Genomic DNA, 19574 nt, shown 5'->3' on the forward strand with positions numbered 1-19574 from the left:
TAAATTGGTTAGTAAAACTCTATTCTACTGGCTATCCTGAAGTCCTAATAATTGTATTGAAGATAACAAGTTAGCAATAAATAGATAAGTTGTAGATGAGCAAAATAATAGTTTTTTATACAAATTTATTGGTTATTTTCAAATTTATTAATCATCTAGAGAGAGTTTGACATGGCACAATCAGTTGAGCTGACGGTCGCAGAAAGAAAGTTAGTGTTTGCTATGACGCTATCTAGTATATTGCCATTACTGGATAGCAGCATTGTTAATGTTATTTTATCCTCAATTTCGAATGACATTAATGCCTCTTATGCTTATATACAGTGGGCTGTTACTGTATATATGCTGGCCTGTGCTGCGGGTATATTACTATCTCCTTATATACATGAAAGATTTGGACTCAAGAAAGCATGGATATACTCAATTTTTGTTTTTCTTGTAGGTTCTATATTGGTTGGATTTTCATATAATCTGGTTTCTTTAATTCTGTTTAGATGTCTACAAGGTTTTGGTGCAGGAATATTAATTCCTATTACTCAATCCACGATAGCGACTTATTTTGGTAAGGAAAGACTAAAGCCGGTTATGGCATTGATTGCTATTCCGTCAGTCTTTGCCCCTGCACTAGGACCAGTTTTGGGAGCAATCATATCAGAACAGTTAAATTGGAGAATAGCTTTTTTTATCAACATACCTTTAGTACTTGTGGCTTTTTTCTTTGGCAGGACGACAATACCTGATATTAAAACGTCTAAATATAATATGAATATTTATGTATTTTTGACATTTTTAATTTTTTTAATTCTATTTTTTATCTCTATTAAAAATATCGCATCTGGGCATTTTTTTGATATTTCTAATATTATTATGCTGGTTTTAGGTATTGGTTTGATGATGGTTTCGCTTATTATTAATAACAAGTCAGACAGTAAACTGATCGATTTAAGTGCATTTAATAGCTCTAAATACTCAATGTCAATAATGATGGGGTTTCTGACGTCGCTTATCTTTTTTGGTTTTATGATTTTTTTTCCTTTAATACAAGCAATAAAGGATAATATATCTATTACATATATTGGTATGCTGCTTGCCCTGCAAGGTGTAGGTGCCTGGTTGGCTAGAAAATTTATTTATAAATCTCTAAGTGAGATAAATTCATTTCTAATTATTGGTGTAGGATTAATAATATCAGCAATCAGTATATTAATTATTCAAGTTGGTGGGAACGCCTCTGAAATCATCGGTTTTACTGTCCGAGGCTGCGGATTAGGCATCGCCACGATTGCTGTTCTCTCTTCTCCATTCGAGTTTTGTGATAAAAATCAAATTAAGGACACGAGTGCTGTCACGCGTGTTGTACAGCAGATTGGCGGCGCATTTGGGGGAGTATTATCAGGAATACTTATCTACCTGACGCAAGCTCAATTAATTTCAGTAAACAATACTTACCATGTAATGTTTTTTGTATCTCTTGTATTTGGTGTTATTGCTGTTATTGCCTATATTTTCTTTGGTCGAGTGAATAAAATCGCTTAACATAAGATTTGGTTTGTTTATATGAATTTTGGGCACCGATTAACAAGTCTGTTGCTGTGCGAATAGTGCAAACATTAGCTAAAAGCCCCCACCATCTTACAAACAAATCCTCAGTTAATATTATTATTGTATTATGATGCTTTTTGTTGCAGTTTAACCTGGAAATTAATATTTTCATTTTTATACTTTCTAATCTTTACTATATCTAATTCCATTTGCAGCCAGTGCAGCTGGGCAATACCATCAACAATAGACAGCCCCAAGCCACTGCCACTGCTTTCTTGCCCTGCCGGCCGGAAAAAGCGTTCACGCAGACGTTTCAGGTTTTCTGAGGCAATATCATTACAGGGATTAGTAAGGCTGATAGAGTTTGTGTCTAGGGTTAAATTAATAATACTGTGTTCAGGACTATAGCGAATGGCATTATCAAGCAGATTACGGATAAGAATAGTCAGCAGGGTATGGTCACCGTAGATAGGTAATACTGCCGCCGCATCAGTATTAAATTGCCGCAGGATACGACACTGACGTTCACGTGCCAGCAAGCTTACACTCTCTATAGCGTCATTGGTAATATCTGTCCAGTTAACTGCTTCGGTATGGGGTAACTCGGTAAGTGGATCAAGACGGGAAAGAGTAAGAAGCTGATCGACTAAGCGGGTAGTGCGTTCGATGCTGTGTTCAATGTTGCGTACACGCTGTTGCTGAGCATCGTTCAGACTGGTCAGTGCCAGTACTTCTGTTTGTACTTTAAGTGCGGCTAACGGGCTGCGCAGTTCATGTGCTGCATCTGCTGTGAAGCGCAATTCACGTGCGCGAGATTGTTCTATACGCTGAAATAAATCATTCAATGCATTGATAATAGGCAGAATTTCGGTAGGCACAATATTCGAAAGAGGTGTAATACTGTGTGGTTCTCTATGGTACAGAGTTTGTGCCAGTGTCTGAAGTGGCTGTGTACCGTGGCGTACACTCCATGCAATTAGCCATAGTAAAAGCGGCAGAGCAAGTATAGATACTGCCAGTTGAGACCATACTGCGCGCAATACAGTTTGCAAACGTTCGTGCATACTGAATGATACGGCTACTTTGAGTTGCTGCTGAGGACTGTTCAGATAAAAAATACGCCATGCATGGCTTTGCCACCAGTATCCCTGATTGATAAATCCCTGATAATCCGGTTGATAGGGAATAGACTGGCCTGTTTCATCGGCATTAATCAGTTTACCTTTATACCAGATGGTGTATCCGGATTCTTTGGCATCAATAAGCCCACGCTGTGGTTTTGGAATAGATGGTAAAGCGGGATATTGGCTGGAATTGAGATTGATCGGTGTATGTAATAATCGCTGTGCCAGCTGACTCATCTGTGTATCACCGGCTTCATTGATTTCATGCATTACCGCCACTGCGCTAATGATGGCTGTCAGAATCCACAGAAGTGGCAGGGTGATACCAAGATAGATAATTAAGCGCCGACTAATAGCGGTGGTTGGCTTCAAGGTGCCTCTCCGAGCTGATAGCCCAGTCCGCGCCGGGTACGAATAATAGTTGTGCTGATTTTTTTACGTAAATGATGCACGTGTACTTCTATGGCATTGCTCTCGACTTCCTGTTCCCAGCTATACAGTTTATCTTCGATTTGAGCACGGCTGAAAACATGTTGCGGATGAGTGACGAGTAGTTGTAATAACAGCCATTCACGCTGGGTAAGATTAAGTGGTTTGCCATACAGGCAGGCATGACAGGAGTTAAGTTTCAGACTCAGCTGCCCGAAGTTAATTTCGGTCTGACTGATGCCCTGACTGCGACGAATAAGCGCATGCAAACGTGCAATCACTTCATCAAGCGCAAAAGGTTTACATAAATAATCATCAGCACCGGAATTCAGACCAGCAAGTCTGTCGGGCAGGGCATCGCGGGCGGTGAGAATCAAAACCGGTGTGCTGAGATTCTTGCTGCGCCAATGGCTTAAAACGTCCATACCATCTCTTTCCGCCAGACTTAAATCAAGTATTACAGCATCGTATGGTGCTACACTTAATGCCTGTTCTCCAAGGCGGCCGGATGCAAAAATATCGCATGCCATACCTTGCTGGCTCAGACCGGCAGTGAGGCCGTCAGCAATGTCTCTGTCATCTTCAAGAATCAGTATACGCATATTTTTTCATATAGTGATACCAATAATCCGACCTATCATGCTGGTAAAGGCCAGTGCAAGTGCACCTAATATGACTATTCGGATTACAGCCGGACGTTTGGGAGCTCCGCCCAGATGTGCTGATATGCAGCCCAGAATACCAAGACCGGCTATGGTGGTAACAGACAGTATGCTCATCAGCCATACGGTAGAGCTTAACAGAGATAGTAATACTGGTAACAAAGCACCGCAAGCAAAAGACAGTGCAGAAGCCAAAGCTGCCTGAAGCGGATTGGCTTTACTGACTTCGGTGATACCGATTTCCTCACGGGCGTGGGCTTCAAGAGCATTATGTTTGGTTAGAGCTTCGGCAACCTGTTGTGCAAGTGTTTTGTTTAAACCACGCTGACGATAAATATTAGCCAGTTCTTCCAGTTCTATTTCCGGATATCGGATAAGTGAGTCCAGTTCTTTGCGTAAATCCGCTGCTTCTGTATCGCGCTGGCTGGAAACGGAAACATATTCTCCCGCAGCCATAGAGGCGGCACCTGAAACAAGCGCTGCAATACCGGATATAAGCAAGGTATGCTGATCCGGATCGGCTGCTGCCATCCCCATTAGCAGGCTGGCAGTGGAAATCAGTCCATCGTTAGCGCCAAGAACGCTTGCGCGTAACCAATTGTTACGATTAGAAAAATGTTGTTCGTCATGCCATGACTGGCTCATTTCGGGCTCCTGATAAGTACAAATTAGTACTTTGCAGACATATTAATTACCGTACCACAATGACGCCTCTTATTGGCATGGTTTACCTTAAGCTTCACTTAAGGCTGTTTTTTTACACTTGCCGCTGTTTAGTTAACAGGGGCTGATGATGCAGTCGAAATGGGTATTAAGCAGCAATCGGGCCATATTATTGCTCAGTATTTATGTCTTATTGATATTTAATGTAGGTTTCTGGAGCTATCTGTTTCAGCATGTAACCTTGAAAAATAATGTTATTTTCTGGTTTACCGTGCCTGTTCTGATGTTAGCCGCAATGAATTTTTGTATGCAGTTGTTATTCTGGCAATATTTACATCGGTTGATGGTGCCATTGCTTCTGTTGCTGGGTTCAGCTGTAAGCTATGCAGTGATGATGCAGCATATTTATTTTGATGCCAATATGCTGCAAAACATTATGCAAACTAATATAGGTGAAGCCGGTGCCTGGCTGACGCCTCAATTCTGGATGTGGCTGGGCATTACCGGCTTATTACCGGCGCAGTGGTATTGCTGGGGTGTTAATATTCATTATACAAAACCATGGTATCGTGAATTCGGCAAACGAATTGTGGTCATAATTGTTTCTTTGATTACGGTTTTTACAGTTATTCTGCTTGCGTATGGCAGTTATATTTCTTTTTTCCGGAATAATAAGACTGTGAATCATTTAATAGTGCCCACTAATTTTGTCGGAGCAGCCGTAAAAACAGCTTATAACACATATGATGCTCATCAGCCTTTGCAACGCATAGGACTGGATGCTAGTCATCAGCATCATGGGAATAAACGGTTATTGATACTGGTGATGGGTGAAACCACGCGCGCTCAGAATTGGGGATTGAATGGTTATCTGCGTCAGACTACGCCAGAGCTTGCTGCTATAGGTAATCAGGTTGTCAATTTCCCTCAGGTTAGTTCGTGTGGTACAGCAACGGCTGTGTCTTTACCCTGTCTTTTCTCGAATATGCCACGCCAGCATTATCAGGCTAATCTGGCAAAACATCAGGAAGGGCTGCTGGATGTTTTGCAACGTTCAGGAGTTACGGTAAGCTGGCGTGATAATGATGGCGGGTGTAAAGGTGTATGTGACCGTATCCGTCATCTGGATGTGCGGGACTGGGCTCCGAATTTGAAATGTAATAGTGATGGTTGTCTGGATGAAAGCCTGTTAATTAATTTACACGATATGATTACTAATATGCCTGATGATGCTGTACTGGTATTGCATACAATGGGTAGTCACGGTCCCGCTTATTATCAGCGTTATCCTGAGGCATTCCGGCGCTTTACACCGACGTGTGATACAAATCAGATTCAGCAGTGTACCAATGAGCAATTGCGTAATACTTACGATAATACAGTGCTGTATACAGACCATATATTGGCAGAGATAATTAAGTTATTACAAAATGAATCCGGTCTGGCTAGTGCAATGTGGTATTTTTCTGATCATGGAGAATCTTTGGGTGAAAATGGTATGTATCTGCATGCAACACCCTATGCCATTGCACCGGAAGAGCAAACCCGTGTACCTATGCTGTTCTGGGCAAACCATGATTTTGCCGAAATCAGTAATCTGGATATGAACTGCTTACGCCGGCATGCGCATCAGCAAGAATTTTCACATGATAATATTTTTCATTCAGTACTGGGACTAATGGATGTGGGAACCAGTGAATACCAAACTCAGCTGGATTTATTCGCATCTTGCCGGCATATATGAATGCTGATAATCAGCAGTGAATTTAAGAAATGTTCAGAATATAGTTATTATATGACGTAAATTCAGTCAGTATTGGAAAATACCTAAGATTATTTTCATTACTGATTCATATCTTTGATTATATATGACAAAATAAATTTTTTGATTGAGATTTATATTAAATATTTATATTTATCAATATAAGTATTGCAGATAGGATTATTGATTATAAATCTGAATGAATAATTAAATAGAAAGCTGTATAAAGCCGGTTTATTGTTTTCCATATTGTGTGCCGGCTGCCGTATAATCACTCATTTCCTAGTTGGCTGTGAAAGAAATTACGCATGTGGTTTAAGCAATTAAGTATTTATCCGCTCAATAAAGACAATCTGCCGAATTTAGAAACTTTGGTTGATAAGCTGACTGAAGCTCAGTTTAAGCCGTGTATGGGATTGGATTGGGACAGTATTGGCTTTGCCAGTCCTGTATCGTTTAGCCCGGAGATGGTGTTTCCGGCACAGAATACATGGCGTATTGCGCTAAAAAAAGAAGAAAAAGTATTACCGGCAGCCGTAGTGCGAGATATTCTTGACGAAAAAATTAATGAAATACGCGAAGCTGAGGGGCGGAATGTCGGGCGTAAGGAGAAAATGGAACTGAAAGAAACCATCACCGATGATTTGTTACCGCGTGCTTTTACTAAAAGTGGTAAAACAGAAGCCATTATTGATACTCAGCGCGGCTTATTGATGATTAATCAGGCCAATGCCAACCGTGCTGAAATGCTGCTTACGAAATTACGTGAGGCACTGGGCGGACTGGAAGCGAAGCTGCCACGCACTCAGCAGTCGCCTGGCAGTCTGATGACGGAATGGCTGTTAAGAGGAGATGCGGCCGGTCATTTTGAACTGGACTGTGATTGTGAACTCAAAGGACTGGGTGATGCTGCACCAGTAGTTCGTATCAGCCATCAGGATTTAACCGCAGAGGAAGTGGTTAATCTGGTCAAAAATGGTAAGGTTGTTACTCAGTTGGGGTTATGCTGGCAGGACAGAGTACGTTTTGTGCTGACGCAGGATTTTACTCTTAAACGTATTCAGTTTCTGGATGTGATTCAGGAGGAAGCTGCAGGGCAGGGAGACGATATGCAAAGTATAACCTTTGCATCACAAATACTGATGGCAGAAGCCTTAGGCGATCTGCTTGCTGAGCTGGTACATCATTTGGGCGGCTGGTTACCGGAATAATGGCTTTAAAGGGCGTAAATAGTCGCAATTTGCCTGCAACAGTGGCATTGGCTTCGGTATAATGCGCTAAATTTATTAAGGATACTGTCATGAGTATTAAGTCAGACAAATGGATACGCCGTATGAGTGAAGAGCACGGCATGATTGAACCGTTTGAACCTAATCAGATTAAGCAGTTAAACGGTGAAAAAATCATTTCCTATGGTACTTCCAGCTATGGTTACGATATTCGCTGTGCACGTGAATTCAAGATTTTTACTAATATCAACAGTACTATTGTAGATCCGAAAAATTTTGATACGCGTAATTTTGTAACTGTTGAAGACGACTTTTGCATCATTCCGCCTAACTCGTTTGCTTTGGCACGTACTGTGGAATATTTCCGTATCCCGCGCAATGTTCTGACTGTTTGTCTGGGTAAATCCACTTATGCACGTTGCGGTATTATCGTTAATGTCACTCCATTTGAACCTGAATGGGAAGGCTATGTAACTCTGGAATTCTCCAATACCACGCCATTACCGGCAAAGATTTATGCTAATGAAGGGGTGGCACAGGTATTGTTTTTTGAAAGTGATGAAGAGTGCGCTACTTCTTATAAGGATCGTGCCGGTAAATATATGGGGCAGACGGGCGTAACTCTACCTAAAGCTTGATATAAGTCTGTGTTTGAAAAAGGACGCGATTGCGTCCTTAAAAATTTGGATGTTCAGGCGGCGGTTTTACAGATTAGCGTTTAAAAGCAAAATATACTGCACCAAGAATAAAGCCGAAGCTGATTAAATAGTTAAGTCTGAACTCATCCTTTAAATAAAGAATCGCAAACAGGGTAAATACGACCAGTGTCACTACTTCCTGAATAATCTTCAGTTGGAATGGTTTTATCCCCCAATGTGCCCCCAGATGATTGGCCGGCACTGCAAGACAATATTCAAATAGAGCAATTCCCCAGCTAATCAAAATAATCTGCCAAAGCGGAAATTGGTAATTATTGGGTTTAATATGCCAGTACCATGCTGTAGTCATGACCAGATTGGATGCTGTGAGCAAACAAATAACAATTAAGTAATGCATAATGATGTGGTGTATTTAAATTGATGATCTCTTAATAAGATAAATCATACAATGAAGAAATAGTTTTGTTTATATACTCGGAATAAAAAATATATCTTACTGCAATCAATGTTTTATTCAAAGATAAATAGCGGGAAGTAATAGAAATGTAATAAGTAATTAATACAAAATTTCAGATGTTTTATTGATATATATTTCAGCTTTGAATTCAGTTGTATATTTATACTGAATATTAAGTATATCTGTAATTATCTGGAATTGTATTGAGATAGTTTAAGTAAAAGGTTTACTGTATCTGCGGGTAAAGAGTACAGATGGTGTTTTGAGTAATAAAAATGATGAAGCAGATATTGATTAAAGCAAAAGGTTTTTGCAATATGTATTTGGATTAGTAATTAAAATATATGCTTTTCAACTGAATTTCTTACGAACTGAAATGAATTTCGATTTGGCGCCAGGCAATGGTGATATATCTGAAAAAGATATTTATGACTTGTAATTCTAAATAAATCAATAATTTTTGTGTTAAGGGTGAACTGGATTCTGGAAGTGGTTTCCGGTGATATTAAGTTTACTAAATTATAGCTTATGTCTGTGAATGGATTTTTTGTTTGTATGTACGATGAAGAATAAAACAGGTGTTTGCATAGTAATGCAGACACCTGTTTTATTGAATGCCTAATTGCCACAAAGAAGTGATTTCACGATTACGGGCATAGGAAAGTGGATGATGTTGTTCCCGAGCTTTTTGATGCGTGGGTTGAGTATCGATTTTATGAATAATTTTTAACCCTGCTGCTTCTATCCATTGATGTAAGACTTCTGAGGGGCGTAAGCCCAGATGTTCAGCTATATCGGACATAATCAGCCATACCTGCCCGTTTGCTGAGAGGTGGTTTCTGACATTTTCCAGAAATGTTTTCAACATTTGATGGTTGGGGTCATAGAGTGCGGTTTCTATATCGCTGCTTGGCTTAGCGGGTAACCATGGAGGATTACAGACAATGAGATCGGCCTTGCCCTCAGGAAACAGGTTGGTATGCTGAATATGAATTTGTTTATTTAAACCCAGACGTTCTATATTTGCTTGTGCGCATGCAATGGCGCGCGGGTTATTATCTGTTGCAATGATTTCAGGTATTCCACGCTGTGCGAGTATAGCAGCCAGTATGCCACTGCCGGTTCCTATGTCCCATGCTGTCTGACAGGTAGAGGGAAGTGCTGCATGGGCAACCAGTTCAAGATATTCACCGCGTACGGGCGAAAATACACCGTAAGGAACATGGATTTTTTGTCCTTGCAATGCAGGAATGGAAACACCGGTTTTATGCCACTCATAAGCGCCAATATAGCCTAATAACAGATGCAATGGCAGAAGTAGGGCGTTCTGATTGGGTTTGCCGAATACGTCGTTCAGAGCAGCTGCAATGTCTGGTGCGCGACTATTGTTAAGTATGTCCTGAGGTTGAATCTCTACTAATAGAAGCTGGAACAGGCGGCTGTGCTGAGCCTGTTGCAAACGATGTTTATGAAAATCAGTATGAATACGAGCTTTACTGCGAACACGTTTTTTAATCGCAGCCAGTAGTTGTTTACCCTGATGATAATCACCGCGCCAGAGCAATGCAGTATGCTGACGCATAAGTTGAATCGCCTGTTCAGCGCTGATCTGAGTGATAGTCTGAATGTGTTTCGGAGCGGGATGGCGGCTGTCGCCTCCCCAGTCTGCCTGCATGTTTTGTGCGTTTTCTGTCCAGTGAATGGTTTCGTTCATGTTGGTTTGTTATATAAAAGGCATTATATAAGAGAATAATATGTTAAACGGGGTTGCAGGTAAATAATATGGCTGTGGATTGGGTGTACATGATTTTGCAGAAATAAAAACTGCCTGAACTTAACAGATGTTCAGGCAGTTTTGTAGTTGGTATGTATTTTAGCGGTTATCCATTACAGCCAGCAGAATTTGTATCAGACTGGTAAAGATATTGTACAAAGAGACGAACAGAGTGAGTGCTGCACTGGTTGCACTGTCTTCACCACCGGCAATAACTGTACGGATTTGCCACATAATCATCAGTGAACTGAAAATGACAAAACCGGCTGCAATAGTGAGTGACAAAACCGGTAAATGCATAAACATATTCAGAATCATACCGATAATTAAAACAACTGCTCCAACAACCAGAAACTGACCAATACCTTTCATTTCAGATTTGGAACGATGAGCAATTGTTGCCATGGTAAAAAATACGGCCGCTGTCATTAATGCTGCCATACCTACAATTTGTGATCCGACAGCAGAAGCTACAGCAAGTTGTAAAAGCGGAGAGATGAAAAATCCGATAACAAAAGTAAAAACCATTAACAAGGCTATACCCAGATTGTTATAACGGTTTTTTTCAATTGCAAACATCAGCCCGTAAGCGAGAATAAAAAACGCTACAACTGATAGCCATGAATTGCTAAACAGAGCATAGAAATTTATATAATTACCTGCGTAAGCACCTGCGGCACAGGGCAGGAAAGAAAGTCCGAGCAGGCTGTAGGCTTTGCGCAGAACAACGGTTTGCTGGTTGTCCCCTGCCTGACCCAGCTGGGTAAAATCGTAAGTGTTACGAGATTTCATGAATAATATTCTCCGTGATTTTGTCAGTAAATAATTTCTCTGGTTGATTATATTGTAACAATTGTTGGCAAAATATGCACAATAATGATGAATTGTTACAATAAAAATGTTGATTTTTATTTTTAAATATATTTTTAATAATATTAGGCTGATTTGGATTTTTTCAAGGATTTTGAATCGCCGGCAGAATACATAGATGAGCAGAAATATTATTCTATATTGGCCAGTTTGTGTGTCTGAATGCTTAGCAACCATTTATTATTATGGCGGTTTTGATTCAGTCTGCCGAGATATTGTAATGTAGTAAGCATATTGAACTGGTTGTTTTGTTCGCAGGGCGAAAGAAAATAGTGTCTGGCCTGAATATGTTGTTCTATGTTCTGGCAGAAGGTAAGAAAATCCGGATGGTTTTCAACTACGATGCGTACTTCGTCAGCCTGGCGCTGTAGTGGAAACGGATATTGGTGACGATAATAAAATTTCGGGCTCAGGGCTATATAGTCGATAAGCGGGTCTACTTTGCCCAAACCATTGCTTTCGATAGCAAGATAATAATTTTCCTGTTTAAGTGCGTGTAAAAGTAGGGGCAGTTTTTTGTTGATAGTAGGTTCGCCGCCGGTAATGATTATGTTTTTACTCTGAAACTGACTGACGGTATTGAGAATGTGCTCCAGACTCATACTTTGGTAACTCATGAAGTCAGTATCGCACCATGGGCATTTGAGGTTACAGGCTGCCAGACGGATGAAAATAGCAGGCATACCGGTATTGTAGCCTTCGCCCTGCAGGGATTCGAAGATTTCGACAATATTAAACTGGATCATGAGCTGGTATTCTGATATTCGCAATAGGAAGTAGGGGTTTCCCATAGGGTAATTTTGGATACTGGCAGATGAGCTGTAAGCTTGTTGAAGATAAACCGGCTCATGCTTTCAGCAGTAGTGCGACAGGGAAAGGCAAATACTTTTCGCTCCATTTGGCGAAGGAGGGCTGCGATTTTACATTCATTGCTATTGGTTTCATCATACAGATAGGCATGATCCAGCTGGCTGATAATATGCTGGTTAATGATATTTTTGATGTCGGAAAAATCCATAACCATTTCTTTGCTGGATCCTTGCTGATGTAGCTGGTCGCTTACTTCGACAATCAGGCGATAGGTGTGTCCGTGCAGGTTATGACATTTGCCCTGATGCCCGTCTAGCATATGGCAGGCATCAAACTGGAATTCTTTGGCGATTTTAAACATATTTTCTGTCTAAAAGCCAAAGAAGAAAGATTTGTCATTAAGAGAAGATGATATTGCAGAATACAGTTGATACATGTGTAGCAAGGCTCCTAGTTTTTTTTCGTGGGATGGATTGCGAACTACGTGGTTATTCAGTTTTCAATAACACATTTGCTGTGTGAAAGGATTTCTATTACTTCAAGTATATATTTTAATGGTATCAGCTGTTTTTTTACAAGGGTAACTGAGTAACTGCGGTGTTGATTCAGTGTCGACCTGAGCGCCAGATTGACCAGATTACCCAGAGGCTGTTGCTGAATGCCAGTAAATAGCCAATCAGTCCGAAAAACGACAGGCCGAATATTTTCGGGCCGGAATTAATACTCATAACAATAGATGAGCCAATGATAAGTGCCGCTGTAACAATTCCCATTGTCAGGCGATTAACAACTTTATCCAGCTGGTTATTAAATTTATCGATGTGCTGAATGTTCAGGTTAACAGGGAGCTGTCCGTGCCGGATGCGTTTACTTAGACGTAATAGATTTTGGGGTAGTGTATCTATTACCTGAGCTAAAAGATGTAACTGTATTTTATTGTGGCGCCAGATTGTCTGGATATTAAAGCGATTGCGCAGTACGTTTTTGATGGTGTTTCGTGCATGATTTAACAGTTCAAAGTCGCCGTCTATTTTTTTTATCACGCCATCAAGGGTAATCAGGCATTTGAACAGGATAATCAGATCCGCAGGCAGGGTGAGACCATGTTCACGGATAATATGGGTAATATCGTTAATTATCTGACTGATACGCAGTTCTTTACTATTGAGCTGCTCATAATTATTCAGCATTTCCAATACATCTGTTCCGAGCTGGTCTTCGTTAATAATTTCTCCCTGCGCCCAGTTGGACAGAACATATTGCAGTGCAAACTGGTCGTGTTCCAGCAGTGCATGAATCAGAGTGATGATTTCCTGATGGCGTTGCTGGCTTAGCCGGCCGACAAGTCCGAAATCAATTAAGGTGATTCGTCCATCATTTCGTACTAAAATATTACCCGGATGCGGGTCTGCGTGAAATAAACCATGCTGTAATATCATATCAAGAATGGTATCGACCAGTGTGGCTGCAAGTTTTTTTCGCTGCTGCTTGTCCCAGCCGGTGAAATCAAGATTTTTAAGTAAAGTATCGTCAATATATTCTTGTACTAATATTTGCCGGTTAGAATATGCCGCATAAGTTTGTGGTATATGGATTTGCTGCTGATGGTTGTAAAGACGGGAAAAATGTTGCATATTGCGACGTTCGGCAGACAAATCTGTTTCTTTTTCGAGTGAACGGGCAAAATATTGCACCATTTGTACCGGATAGTAACGTCTGGATTCGGGTATTTCCGATTCAAGCAATTGAGCTATGTGGTTAAGAATACGCAGATCAGCTGCTACGGTTGACTCAATACCCGGGCGTTTAACTTTAATGGCGACCTGTTCTCCGCTGATAAGTGTGGCGCGGTGAACCTGTGCTATGGATGCGCTGCCGACAGGCTGAGCTTCTATATTACTGAAAATGCTTTCCAGTGGCTGGTTAAGCTGAGCCTGAATAATATTTCTGATGTCTGGAATCGGAAGAGGATGTGTGTTGTTTTGCAGATGGGCAAATTCCTCTGTCCATTCTTCTCCGAAGACATCGGTACGGGTAGCCAATATTTGTCCGAGTTTGATGAATGTTGGTCCGAGCTCTTCAAAGGCGAGCCGCACTCGTTTTGGTGTGCTCAGGTAGTGCTGGTGATTCTGGCCTGATGGGTCGGAGTGTTTGTACCAGCGTCTTGGTAATTTGATACGAACAAGAAATTCACCCAGACCGTGTTTGGCCAGAATGGTGATAATTTCGCGCATACGCGCCCAATCGCTGATATGGGATGAGCTGGGTGAGTACATATGATGATGTCCCGAACAATTGCTATTTACAGGATAGCAGAATTGTTTGATGAACTGATGGAATAATGTTGGCATGAAGTGGATAAAAACATTAATGAAGACGGCAACGGTATGCTTGTGTGCCAATTTCATTCTGATTTCGCCGGTAATGGCGGCACCGGATGAAGGTCTGGATAATGCAGCGCTGGAGCGTTTGATTCGTGACCGAACTGCTACACCAGCTGTGCGTACAGGTGATGACGCCAGTGACCTGATTATGAACGCAATGGGACTGCTTGGTGTTGCCTATCATTTTGGCGGAAATTCCCCCACAAGCGGACTGGATTGCAGTGGTTTTATGCAATATATCTTTCGGCGCAGTATGGGTGTTACTTTGCCGCGCAGTTCACGGCAGATGGCTACGGTAGGTGAAGCAGTCAGCCGAACCAGTTTGCAGCCGGGGGATCTGGTATTTTTTAGTCCGGGTGGTGGTGGAATTTCCCATGTTGGTATGTATATCGGTAATGGCCGGATGATCCATGCGCCGCGTACGGGTAAGAATATTGAAATTACCAGTATTGAACAGGGTTATTGGTCTCGTGCTTTTGTGACTGCGCGCAGGGTGAAACACTGATGAAACCTTTACCACCGATGCCGAAGTGGGTAGATGATGCGGGTAATGTGGTCTCTTGCACTGAAAAAATTAAGGTGATGCAGCAAAATATGCAGGAGATCTATGAGCTGGCACAGGAAGCTTTTGAAGACGGATTACTGATGGGGTGTCAGGAAAAGCAGTTACGCGCTTATCTGAGCGAACTGATGAACGCAGTGGAGAACCCCTATCAATAATGCATTGATAGTGTGTACTGCTTAAGCACTCATCGAACTTTATCTATCGGAGTTCTGAATATTTGGTTATGTATGCTAATTTATTGTGTACATAGCTATGGTTTTCTGCTGCCTTTAAAATGATTAAATACAACTATGAAATTTTGTCAGGGTCACCAGTTGGCCATAAATAACGCCCATCATCAGGATGGGCGTTATTGTTGCTGTGAATATTGGTTTAAAACAGATTATCCAGCGGTTTGCCGTTATTCCCGTTTGCTGCGGGTTTTGGTTTTGTTGTCGGAGCGGTATTAACAGGAGTTTCAGAGTTATTTTCTCTATTAGTGGCAGCGGGTACATTTGTGGGCGTAATAGGCCGAATTTCTTGTGTATTTTCCGGGGTGGCTCTGTCTCTAGTATTAGCTCTGCCGGTAGTAGCAGGTAGAGCAGGTTCGGAAGCAGTATCAGGTTCTGTACTCTCTGAAGCAGCTATAGCAGGATTGGGTGAAAATACTGGTGTTGGAACATTACTGCCTGTTACCGGTGCACCGGTCGGGGTCAGTACTTCAAAGCTTGCCTGCGAGGCGAACTCTGTGGTTTCAGAGGTTGAATTCAGAACTTGCCATGCGTGAAAAACAAACCAGACAACAAATATGGCCAGAATCAGAAATAAAGTCAGTAGAATTTTGGTGAATGTACTCAGACCAGTTTTAACCGCTTTTTTTTTGTTTTTTGTTTCCGGTGCGGTAGGTTTAGTGCTCATGATAGGTAATCCTTCAGGGATATCGTTGTGTATAATATCGTTATTATACGCAAAATTTTGTTTACGCTAATCAGATACTGGCAATTTACTGCTTCGATAAGTTTGGTCTATATGGTTGTATCGCAGCAGAATGTCGGTTATCAGGGATTGGCCGGTGTACTCTTCGGAGTATTTTCAAAGGTTTGATACAAAGTAATAACTTTCTGAACACCAGACGTTGTACTGATGGCCGTTGTAGCGGCCTGTTGTTCATCTGGTGTCAGAATACCCATTACATAGGTGACGCCATTATAAGTAACTACTTTGACGTGATTTGCCGATACGCCTTTGGTATTTAGCAGATTGGAACGTATTTTTGAGGTAACCCAGGTATCATCTGTAACATGACTTAATTTACGATTCTGAGTGGCGATATCAATGTAGTTATAGATTTTTTGTGCCGCAGGCTGGGCACGGGCAACGCGCTCTACCAGATTTTTATCATTTTCACTGGCTACTAAGCCAAGCAGTAATATCTGCCGGTTGTAGCTGATAACGGACAGTGTAGGCTGGAATTTACTTTCCTGTGACTGACTATTCAGGTATGAGATAGCACCATCATGAATCCGAACTTCCATTATTTTGTCATCTGCCTGTGCGCCAGTAGTACGTCGGTCGATAACTGAAAGCGTACCAACAGTGGCACCACCTACCAGAACAGCCGGACAGCCGGTCAGGGTAGTGGTCAGGCAAAGTCCCAATGCCAGAGCAGAAAGATATTTTTTCATGAAATACACCTGTAAATTGGTTGTTGCAGGTTATATACCACCTAGCAATAATTGGTCAATCTGTGCGCACAAAGCATGAATAGTTACCTGATGTGCCTCAAGTACACGTAACGGATGGTCGCCGGGTACATTAAGCCAGAGATCGTCATCGCGCAATAATCCGGCAACTTCACCACCGCTTCCGCCGGTAATCGCCAGCACTCGCATATCACGTTCATGCGCGGTTTTAATCGCACTAACCAGATTGATATTCTGACCATCTGCCGATAGTACACAGAGCATATCATGCTGTTTGCCAAGTGCGTGAATTTGCTTGGCAAACATATCGTTAGGACCGCTGTCGGTTAATATACTGAGTACAGAAGGATTATTGCACAGTGATAAGGCGGCCAGTGCCATGCGTTCCTGTTGTAATCGGGTCACCATATAGGCGGCCAGCGTGTTTGCCAGTGATGCATATGCACCATTACCGGCAATAAGCAGTTTGCCATCACTCATCAAGGCCATCAGTATTCCCTGAGCAACTTCGGCAATTGGTTCAGCCAGTAAGTCTGCACACTCGTTCAGAAGCTGGGCACTATCGGCAAAATGTTGATGGACGGAGATGGATTCTGTCATATAAATTAATTTGTTAATTAAGGCGGGAGCAGGCAATATGCTTGGTATTTACAATATGTTACGCGTAAATACCCCTGTGCAGGTTTCAGGCTGCGTGACTTCTGAAACGGCGCTATTATACGGTTTATAACCCGTGCAATTGTTAACTGTAAACTCTGAAACATTATCACTACGTGGTATAGTAACAGTTTCAGGCTTATGTACTGAGTTTTCAGTTTAATGCCTGATGATAAAGTTTAATCAGATTACGGATTTATAAATGCAAGCCCATTACCAGAAAGCTGTTGCCAGCATTGTACCGCAAACCCTTTATGTAGTGGCTACTCCGATTGGTAATCTGGCAGATCTGAGTTTTCATGCATTGGCAGTATTATCTCGGGCAGATTTAATTTGTGCAGAAGATACACGCGTAACACAGCAATTACTGCGTGCATACTGTGTTTCTGCACGATTAATCAGTGTGCGTGAACAGAACGAACAAAGTATGGCAGAGCGCGTTATTGCTGCTCTGGCTGCCGGTCAGGTAGTGGCGCAGGTTTCTGATGCCGGTACGCCGGCAGTGTGTGATCCTGGTGCACGGCTGGTAACACGGGTACGTGCGGCCGGTTATCAGGTATTACCGGTAGCAGGCCCGAGTGCAGTAATGACAGCTTTGAGTGTTGCGGGAGTTACTCAGTCAGATTTTTATTTTGCGGGATTTTTACCGGCAAAAAGTGGTGAACGTCATCAAAAGCTACAGTTATGGAAAGAAGTATCTTATCCGGTAATTATGTTTGAAACGCCTCACAGAATTACAGATACACTGGCACAAATGGTTTTACTTTATCCGCAACGTACTCTGATGCTGGCGCGTGAAATCAGTAAAACTCATGAAACCTATCTATGCGGCACAGTTTCTGAAATTCAGTCGATTGTACAGGTAGATGCTAATCAGAAACGTGGTGAGATGGTACTGATACTTCATCCGGCACCAGTAGAAAAAAATACCGAGCTGTCTGCTGAAGCTATTAATATTATGCAGATTTTAGTGCAGGAACTGCCAACCAAGCAGGCTGCTGTACTGGCTGCGCAGATTAGTGGTGAAAACCGAAAAGCTTTATATGATTGGGCAATTAATGCTAAAAAGTTATCAGAATAAACACAATCATTAGGACATGTTAAAATAATTTATGCCCGATGCTATTTTACACAATGCTGGTCATTGTTTATGATACTGTCTGAATTGGCTATTGCCGCCGCTGTTGCGCTGGCACCCCCTGAATATTGCAATGATTTAAGGTAAACCGTTATGTTGAAAAAAAGTGTGAATCGTTCCGGCTGGTGCTTGCTGGTACTGGCATTAAGTGCCTGTACTCTTTTCAAACAGCCGGCAGCACCGACAGAAACGGGTAGCAGTGATGTAACTACAGGTACTACTGCTACCACTGCCGACAATCCATATGGTGCTGCTCCTTATACGCCACCGGCAAATACAGCTCCGGCTTATACACCTGCTGCTGCAGGTACCTCTACTGGTTATGTGGGCAATTACTCTCCGGTTGATATTAATGCAGCAACGCATACGGTACAGCGCGGAGATACGGTATATAACATTTCCAAACGTTATCAGATTACTCAGGATAATCTGCGTTCATGGAATAATATAATAGAGAATAATATTAAGGTAGGGCAGGTTCTGCGCGTGAAGCCAGCCGGCTATGTGGCGCCGGCAGGTAGCACAAACACAACTACTACTGTGACTGCTCCTGTACAAACAGCAAATGTTACTACTACTACCAGTACAACCACGACAACTACACCAACCAGTACAAGTACTGTATCAACCAGTAAAACAGTGAGTGTTGGAGGCGTCCGCAATGTAAGCGGAATTGAATGGCAGCGTCCGACCGCCGGTAATATTCTGCAGAGTTATGGCGGCAGCAGTAAAGGTATTGATTATGGTGGTAATGCTGGGCAGCCTATTCTGGCAGCTGCTTCTGGTAAAGTAGTGTATGCCGGTAATGGTTTGCGTGGCTATGGTAATCTGATTATCGTACAGCATAATCAGACATATCTGACCGCCTATGGTAACAACCAGAATATTCTGGTAAAAGAAGGTCAGCAGGTCAAACGTGGCCAGCAGATTGCTACTATGGGTAATACTGATGCTAAACGCACTCAGCTGCATTTTGAATTGCGTGAAAATGGTCAGCCACAGGATCCCAGCCGTTTTCTGCCAATGTGAGTATCAGACGACTAACTGAATGTGTTAGTTGTCAATAAAAGCACTTATTCACTGGATAAATAAATTCAGAGAGTAAGTGCTGTTTTTATGCAAAATAAATTAACTTATATAGTTAGAAATAAACTAAACCCGATTGAA

20 protein-coding genes are annotated in these 19574 nt (G+C 41.9%); 8 read left to right on the forward strand and 12 right to left on the reverse strand.

The annotated features are described in order from the left end of the window. Nucleotides 1-171: 171 nt before the first annotated feature. On the forward strand, nt 172-1536 hold the full coding sequence (locus tag H3V01_RS00900) for an MFS transporter (protein WP_198185709.1): 1365 nt from the start codon (nt 172-174) through the stop codon (nt 1534-1536). A 131-nt stretch (nt 1537-1667) separates the two neighbouring features. Here the strand turns inward: H3V01_RS00900 and H3V01_RS00905 are convergent, their stop codons facing one another. Genes H3V01_RS00905 through H3V01_RS00915 form a run of 3 tightly spaced genes read right to left on the reverse strand, consistent with a single transcriptional unit; the run spans nt 1668 to nt 4402 of the window. After that, complete coding sequence (locus H3V01_RS00905) at nt 1668-3038, reverse strand: histidine kinase dimerization/phospho-acceptor domain-containing protein (RefSeq protein ID WP_198185711.1); 1371 nt, start codon at nt 3036-3038, stop codon at nt 1668-1670. Then, on the reverse strand, nt 3035-3697 hold the full coding sequence (locus tag H3V01_RS00910) for a response regulator (protein WP_198185714.1): 663 nt from the start codon (nt 3695-3697) through the stop codon (nt 3035-3037). The genes H3V01_RS00905 and H3V01_RS00910 overlap by 4 nt, the downstream gene beginning before the upstream one ends. A gap of 6 nt (nt 3698-3703) precedes the next feature. Next, the gene (locus tag H3V01_RS00915; RefSeq protein WP_084548249.1) at nt 3704-4402 is read right to left on the reverse strand and encodes a VIT1/CCC1 transporter family protein; all 699 of its coding nucleotides are present in this window, start codon (nt 4400-4402) and stop codon (nt 3704-3706) included. Between the two features lie 148 nt (nt 4403-4550). Here H3V01_RS00915 and H3V01_RS00920 point away from each other — a divergent pair, with 148 nt between their 5' ends. The 3 genes from H3V01_RS00920 (at nt 4551) to dcd (ending at nt 8049) form a co-directional block, all read left to right on the forward strand. After that, a complete protein-coding gene (locus H3V01_RS00920) occupies nt 4551-6164 on the forward strand; it encodes a phosphoethanolamine transferase (RefSeq protein ID WP_198185716.1) in 1614 nt (537 codons plus the stop codon). Nucleotides 6165-6490: 326 nt separating this feature from the next. Beyond that, nucleotides 6491-7393 carry a recombination-associated protein RdgC gene (locus H3V01_RS00925; protein ID WP_025330195.1) on the forward strand — a complete coding sequence of 301 codons (903 nt, stop codon included), beginning with the start codon at nt 6491-6493 and terminating at the stop codon, nt 7391-7393. Between the two features lie 89 nt (nt 7394-7482). After that, nucleotides 7483-8049, forward strand: a complete 567-nt coding sequence (gene dcd, locus H3V01_RS00930) for a dCTP deaminase (protein WP_025330196.1) — start codon at nt 7483-7485, stop codon at nt 8047-8049. A gap of 73 nt (nt 8050-8122) precedes the next feature. Here the strand turns inward: dcd and H3V01_RS00935 are convergent, their stop codons facing one another. From H3V01_RS00935 to H3V01_RS00960, 6 genes are all read right to left on the reverse strand, one after another. Further along, nucleotides 8123-8467, reverse strand: a complete 345-nt coding sequence (locus tag H3V01_RS00935) for a DMT family protein (RefSeq protein WP_084548254.1) — start codon at nt 8465-8467, stop codon at nt 8123-8125. A gap of 667 nt (nt 8468-9134) precedes the next feature. Next, entirely contained in the window at nt 9135-10241 is a 1107-nt protein-coding gene (locus tag H3V01_RS00940; protein ID WP_232332567.1) for a methyltransferase, read from the reverse strand. A gap of 159 nt (nt 10242-10400) precedes the next feature. Continuing rightward, nucleotides 10401-11093, reverse strand: coding sequence for a Bax inhibitor-1 family protein (locus H3V01_RS00945; RefSeq protein WP_084553877.1), 693 nt, complete (start codon nt 11091-11093; stop codon nt 10401-10403). Nucleotides 11094-11302: 209 nt separating this feature from the next. Then, a complete protein-coding gene (locus H3V01_RS00950; protein ID WP_198185718.1) occupies nt 11303-11917 on the reverse strand; it encodes a 7-carboxy-7-deazaguanine synthase QueE in 615 nt (204 codons plus the stop codon). Then, on the reverse strand, nt 11914-12342 hold the full coding sequence (queD, locus tag H3V01_RS00955; protein ID WP_037393608.1) for a 6-carboxytetrahydropterin synthase QueD: 429 nt from the start codon (nt 12340-12342) through the stop codon (nt 11914-11916). Before queD ends, H3V01_RS00950 begins: the two co-directional genes overlap by 4 nt. Before the next feature lie 244 nt (nt 12343-12586). Then, entirely contained in the window at nt 12587-14257 is a 1671-nt protein-coding gene (locus H3V01_RS00960) for an ABC1 kinase family protein (protein WP_198185719.1), read from the reverse strand. A gap of 73 nt (nt 14258-14330) precedes the next feature. Here H3V01_RS00960 and H3V01_RS00965 point away from each other — a divergent pair, with 73 nt between their 5' ends. Together H3V01_RS00965 and H3V01_RS00970 are read left to right on the forward strand one after the other, a co-directional pair. Next, complete coding sequence (locus tag H3V01_RS00965; protein WP_025330203.1) at nt 14331-14870, forward strand: C40 family peptidase; 540 nt, start codon at nt 14331-14333, stop codon at nt 14868-14870. Continuing rightward, nucleotides 14870-15085: a hypothetical protein gene (locus H3V01_RS00970; protein ID WP_025330204.1), complete on the forward strand. Its 216-nt coding sequence runs from the start codon at nt 14870-14872 to the stop codon at nt 15083-15085. Before H3V01_RS00965 ends, H3V01_RS00970 begins: the two co-directional genes overlap by 1 nt. Before the next feature lie 217 nt (nt 15086-15302). On the opposite strand, the gene H3V01_RS00975 is transcribed toward H3V01_RS00970, so the two are convergent. The 3 genes from H3V01_RS00975 to H3V01_RS00985 form a co-directional block, all read right to left on the reverse strand. Beyond that, a complete protein-coding gene (locus H3V01_RS00975; protein ID WP_025330205.1) occupies nt 15303-15827 on the reverse strand; it encodes a hypothetical protein in 525 nt (174 codons plus the stop codon). Between the two features lie 140 nt (nt 15828-15967). Next, nucleotides 15968-16594, reverse strand: a complete 627-nt coding sequence (locus H3V01_RS00980) for a BON domain-containing protein (RefSeq protein ID WP_198185720.1) — start codon at nt 16592-16594, stop codon at nt 15968-15970. Nucleotides 16595-16624: 30 nt separating this feature from the next. Further along, nucleotides 16625-17212: a D-sedoheptulose-7-phosphate isomerase gene (locus H3V01_RS00985; protein WP_025330207.1), complete on the reverse strand. Its 588-nt coding sequence runs from the start codon at nt 17210-17212 to the stop codon at nt 16625-16627. A gap of 259 nt (nt 17213-17471) precedes the next feature. On the opposite strand from H3V01_RS00985, the gene rsmI reads away from it, so the two are divergent. Continuing rightward, nucleotides 17472-18350, forward strand: a complete 879-nt coding sequence (rsmI, locus tag H3V01_RS00990; RefSeq protein WP_198185721.1) for a 16S rRNA (cytidine(1402)-2'-O)-methyltransferase — start codon at nt 17472-17474, stop codon at nt 18348-18350. 150 nt (nt 18351-18500) lie between these two features. Further along, entirely contained in the window at nt 18501-19436 is a 936-nt protein-coding gene (locus H3V01_RS00995; RefSeq protein WP_198185722.1) for a peptidoglycan DD-metalloendopeptidase family protein, read from the forward strand. Nucleotides 19437-19574 lie beyond the last annotated feature (138 nt).

This window comes from Snodgrassella sp. M0351 (genome assembly GCF_016100575.1).
GTDB lineage: Bacteria > Pseudomonadota > Gammaproteobacteria > Burkholderiales > Neisseriaceae > Snodgrassella > Snodgrassella alvi.

What these genes read in the sequence shown, in the direction of transcription:
- H3V01_RS00900 (WP_198185709.1), top strand. Translation starts at nt 172, where the DNA reads ATGGCACAATCAGTTGAGCTGACGGTCGCAGAAAGAAAGTTAGTGTTT.
- H3V01_RS00910 (WP_198185714.1), bottom strand. Translation starts at nt 3,697, where the DNA reads ATGCGTATACTGATTCTTGAAGATGACAGAGACATTGCTGACGGCCTC.
- H3V01_RS00915 (WP_084548249.1), bottom strand. Translation starts at nt 4,402, where the DNA reads ATGAGCCAGTCATGGCATGACGAACAACATTTTTCTAATCGTAACAAT.
- H3V01_RS00920 (WP_198185716.1), top strand. Translation starts at nt 4,551, where the DNA reads ATGCAGTCGAAATGGGTATTAAGCAGCAATCGGGCCATATTATTGCTC.
- H3V01_RS00925 (WP_025330195.1), top strand. Translation starts at nt 6,491, where the DNA reads ATGTGGTTTAAGCAATTAAGTATTTATCCGCTCAATAAAGACAATCTG.
- dcd (WP_025330196.1), top strand. Translation starts at nt 7,483, where the DNA reads ATGAGTATTAAGTCAGACAAATGGATACGCCGTATGAGTGAAGAGCAC.
- H3V01_RS00935 (WP_084548254.1), bottom strand. Translation starts at nt 8,467, where the DNA reads ATGCATTACTTAATTGTTATTTGTTTGCTCACAGCATCCAATCTGGTC.
- H3V01_RS00940 (WP_232332567.1), bottom strand. Translation starts at nt 10,241, where the DNA reads ATGAACGAAACCATTCACTGGACAGAAAACGCACAAAACATGCAGGCA.
- H3V01_RS00945 (WP_084553877.1), bottom strand. Translation starts at nt 11,093, where the DNA reads ATGAAATCTCGTAACACTTACGATTTTACCCAGCTGGGTCAGGCAGGG.
- H3V01_RS00950 (WP_198185718.1), bottom strand. Translation starts at nt 11,917, where the DNA reads ATGATCCAGTTTAATATTGTCGAAATCTTCGAATCCCTGCAGGGCGAA.
- queD (WP_037393608.1), bottom strand. Translation starts at nt 12,342, where the DNA reads ATGTTTAAAATCGCCAAAGAATTCCAGTTTGATGCCTGCCATATGCTA.
- H3V01_RS00960 (WP_198185719.1), bottom strand. Translation starts at nt 14,257, where the DNA reads ATGTACTCACCCAGCTCATCCCATATCAGCGATTGGGCGCGTATGCGC.
- H3V01_RS00965 (WP_025330203.1), top strand. Translation starts at nt 14,331, where the DNA reads ATGAAGTGGATAAAAACATTAATGAAGACGGCAACGGTATGCTTGTGT.
- H3V01_RS00970 (WP_025330204.1), top strand. Translation starts at nt 14,870, where the DNA reads ATGAAACCTTTACCACCGATGCCGAAGTGGGTAGATGATGCGGGTAAT.
- H3V01_RS00975 (WP_025330205.1), bottom strand. Translation starts at nt 15,827, where the DNA reads ATGAGCACTAAACCTACCGCACCGGAAACAAAAAACAAAAAAAAAGCG.
- H3V01_RS00980 (WP_198185720.1), bottom strand. Translation starts at nt 16,594, where the DNA reads ATGAAAAAATATCTTTCTGCTCTGGCATTGGGACTTTGCCTGACCACT.
- H3V01_RS00985 (WP_025330207.1), bottom strand. Translation starts at nt 17,212, where the DNA reads ATGACAGAATCCATCTCCGTCCATCAACATTTTGCCGATAGTGCCCAG.
- rsmI (WP_198185721.1), top strand. Translation starts at nt 17,472, where the DNA reads ATGCAAGCCCATTACCAGAAAGCTGTTGCCAGCATTGTACCGCAAACC.
- H3V01_RS00995 (WP_198185722.1), top strand. Translation starts at nt 18,501, where the DNA reads ATGTTGAAAAAAAGTGTGAATCGTTCCGGCTGGTGCTTGCTGGTACTG.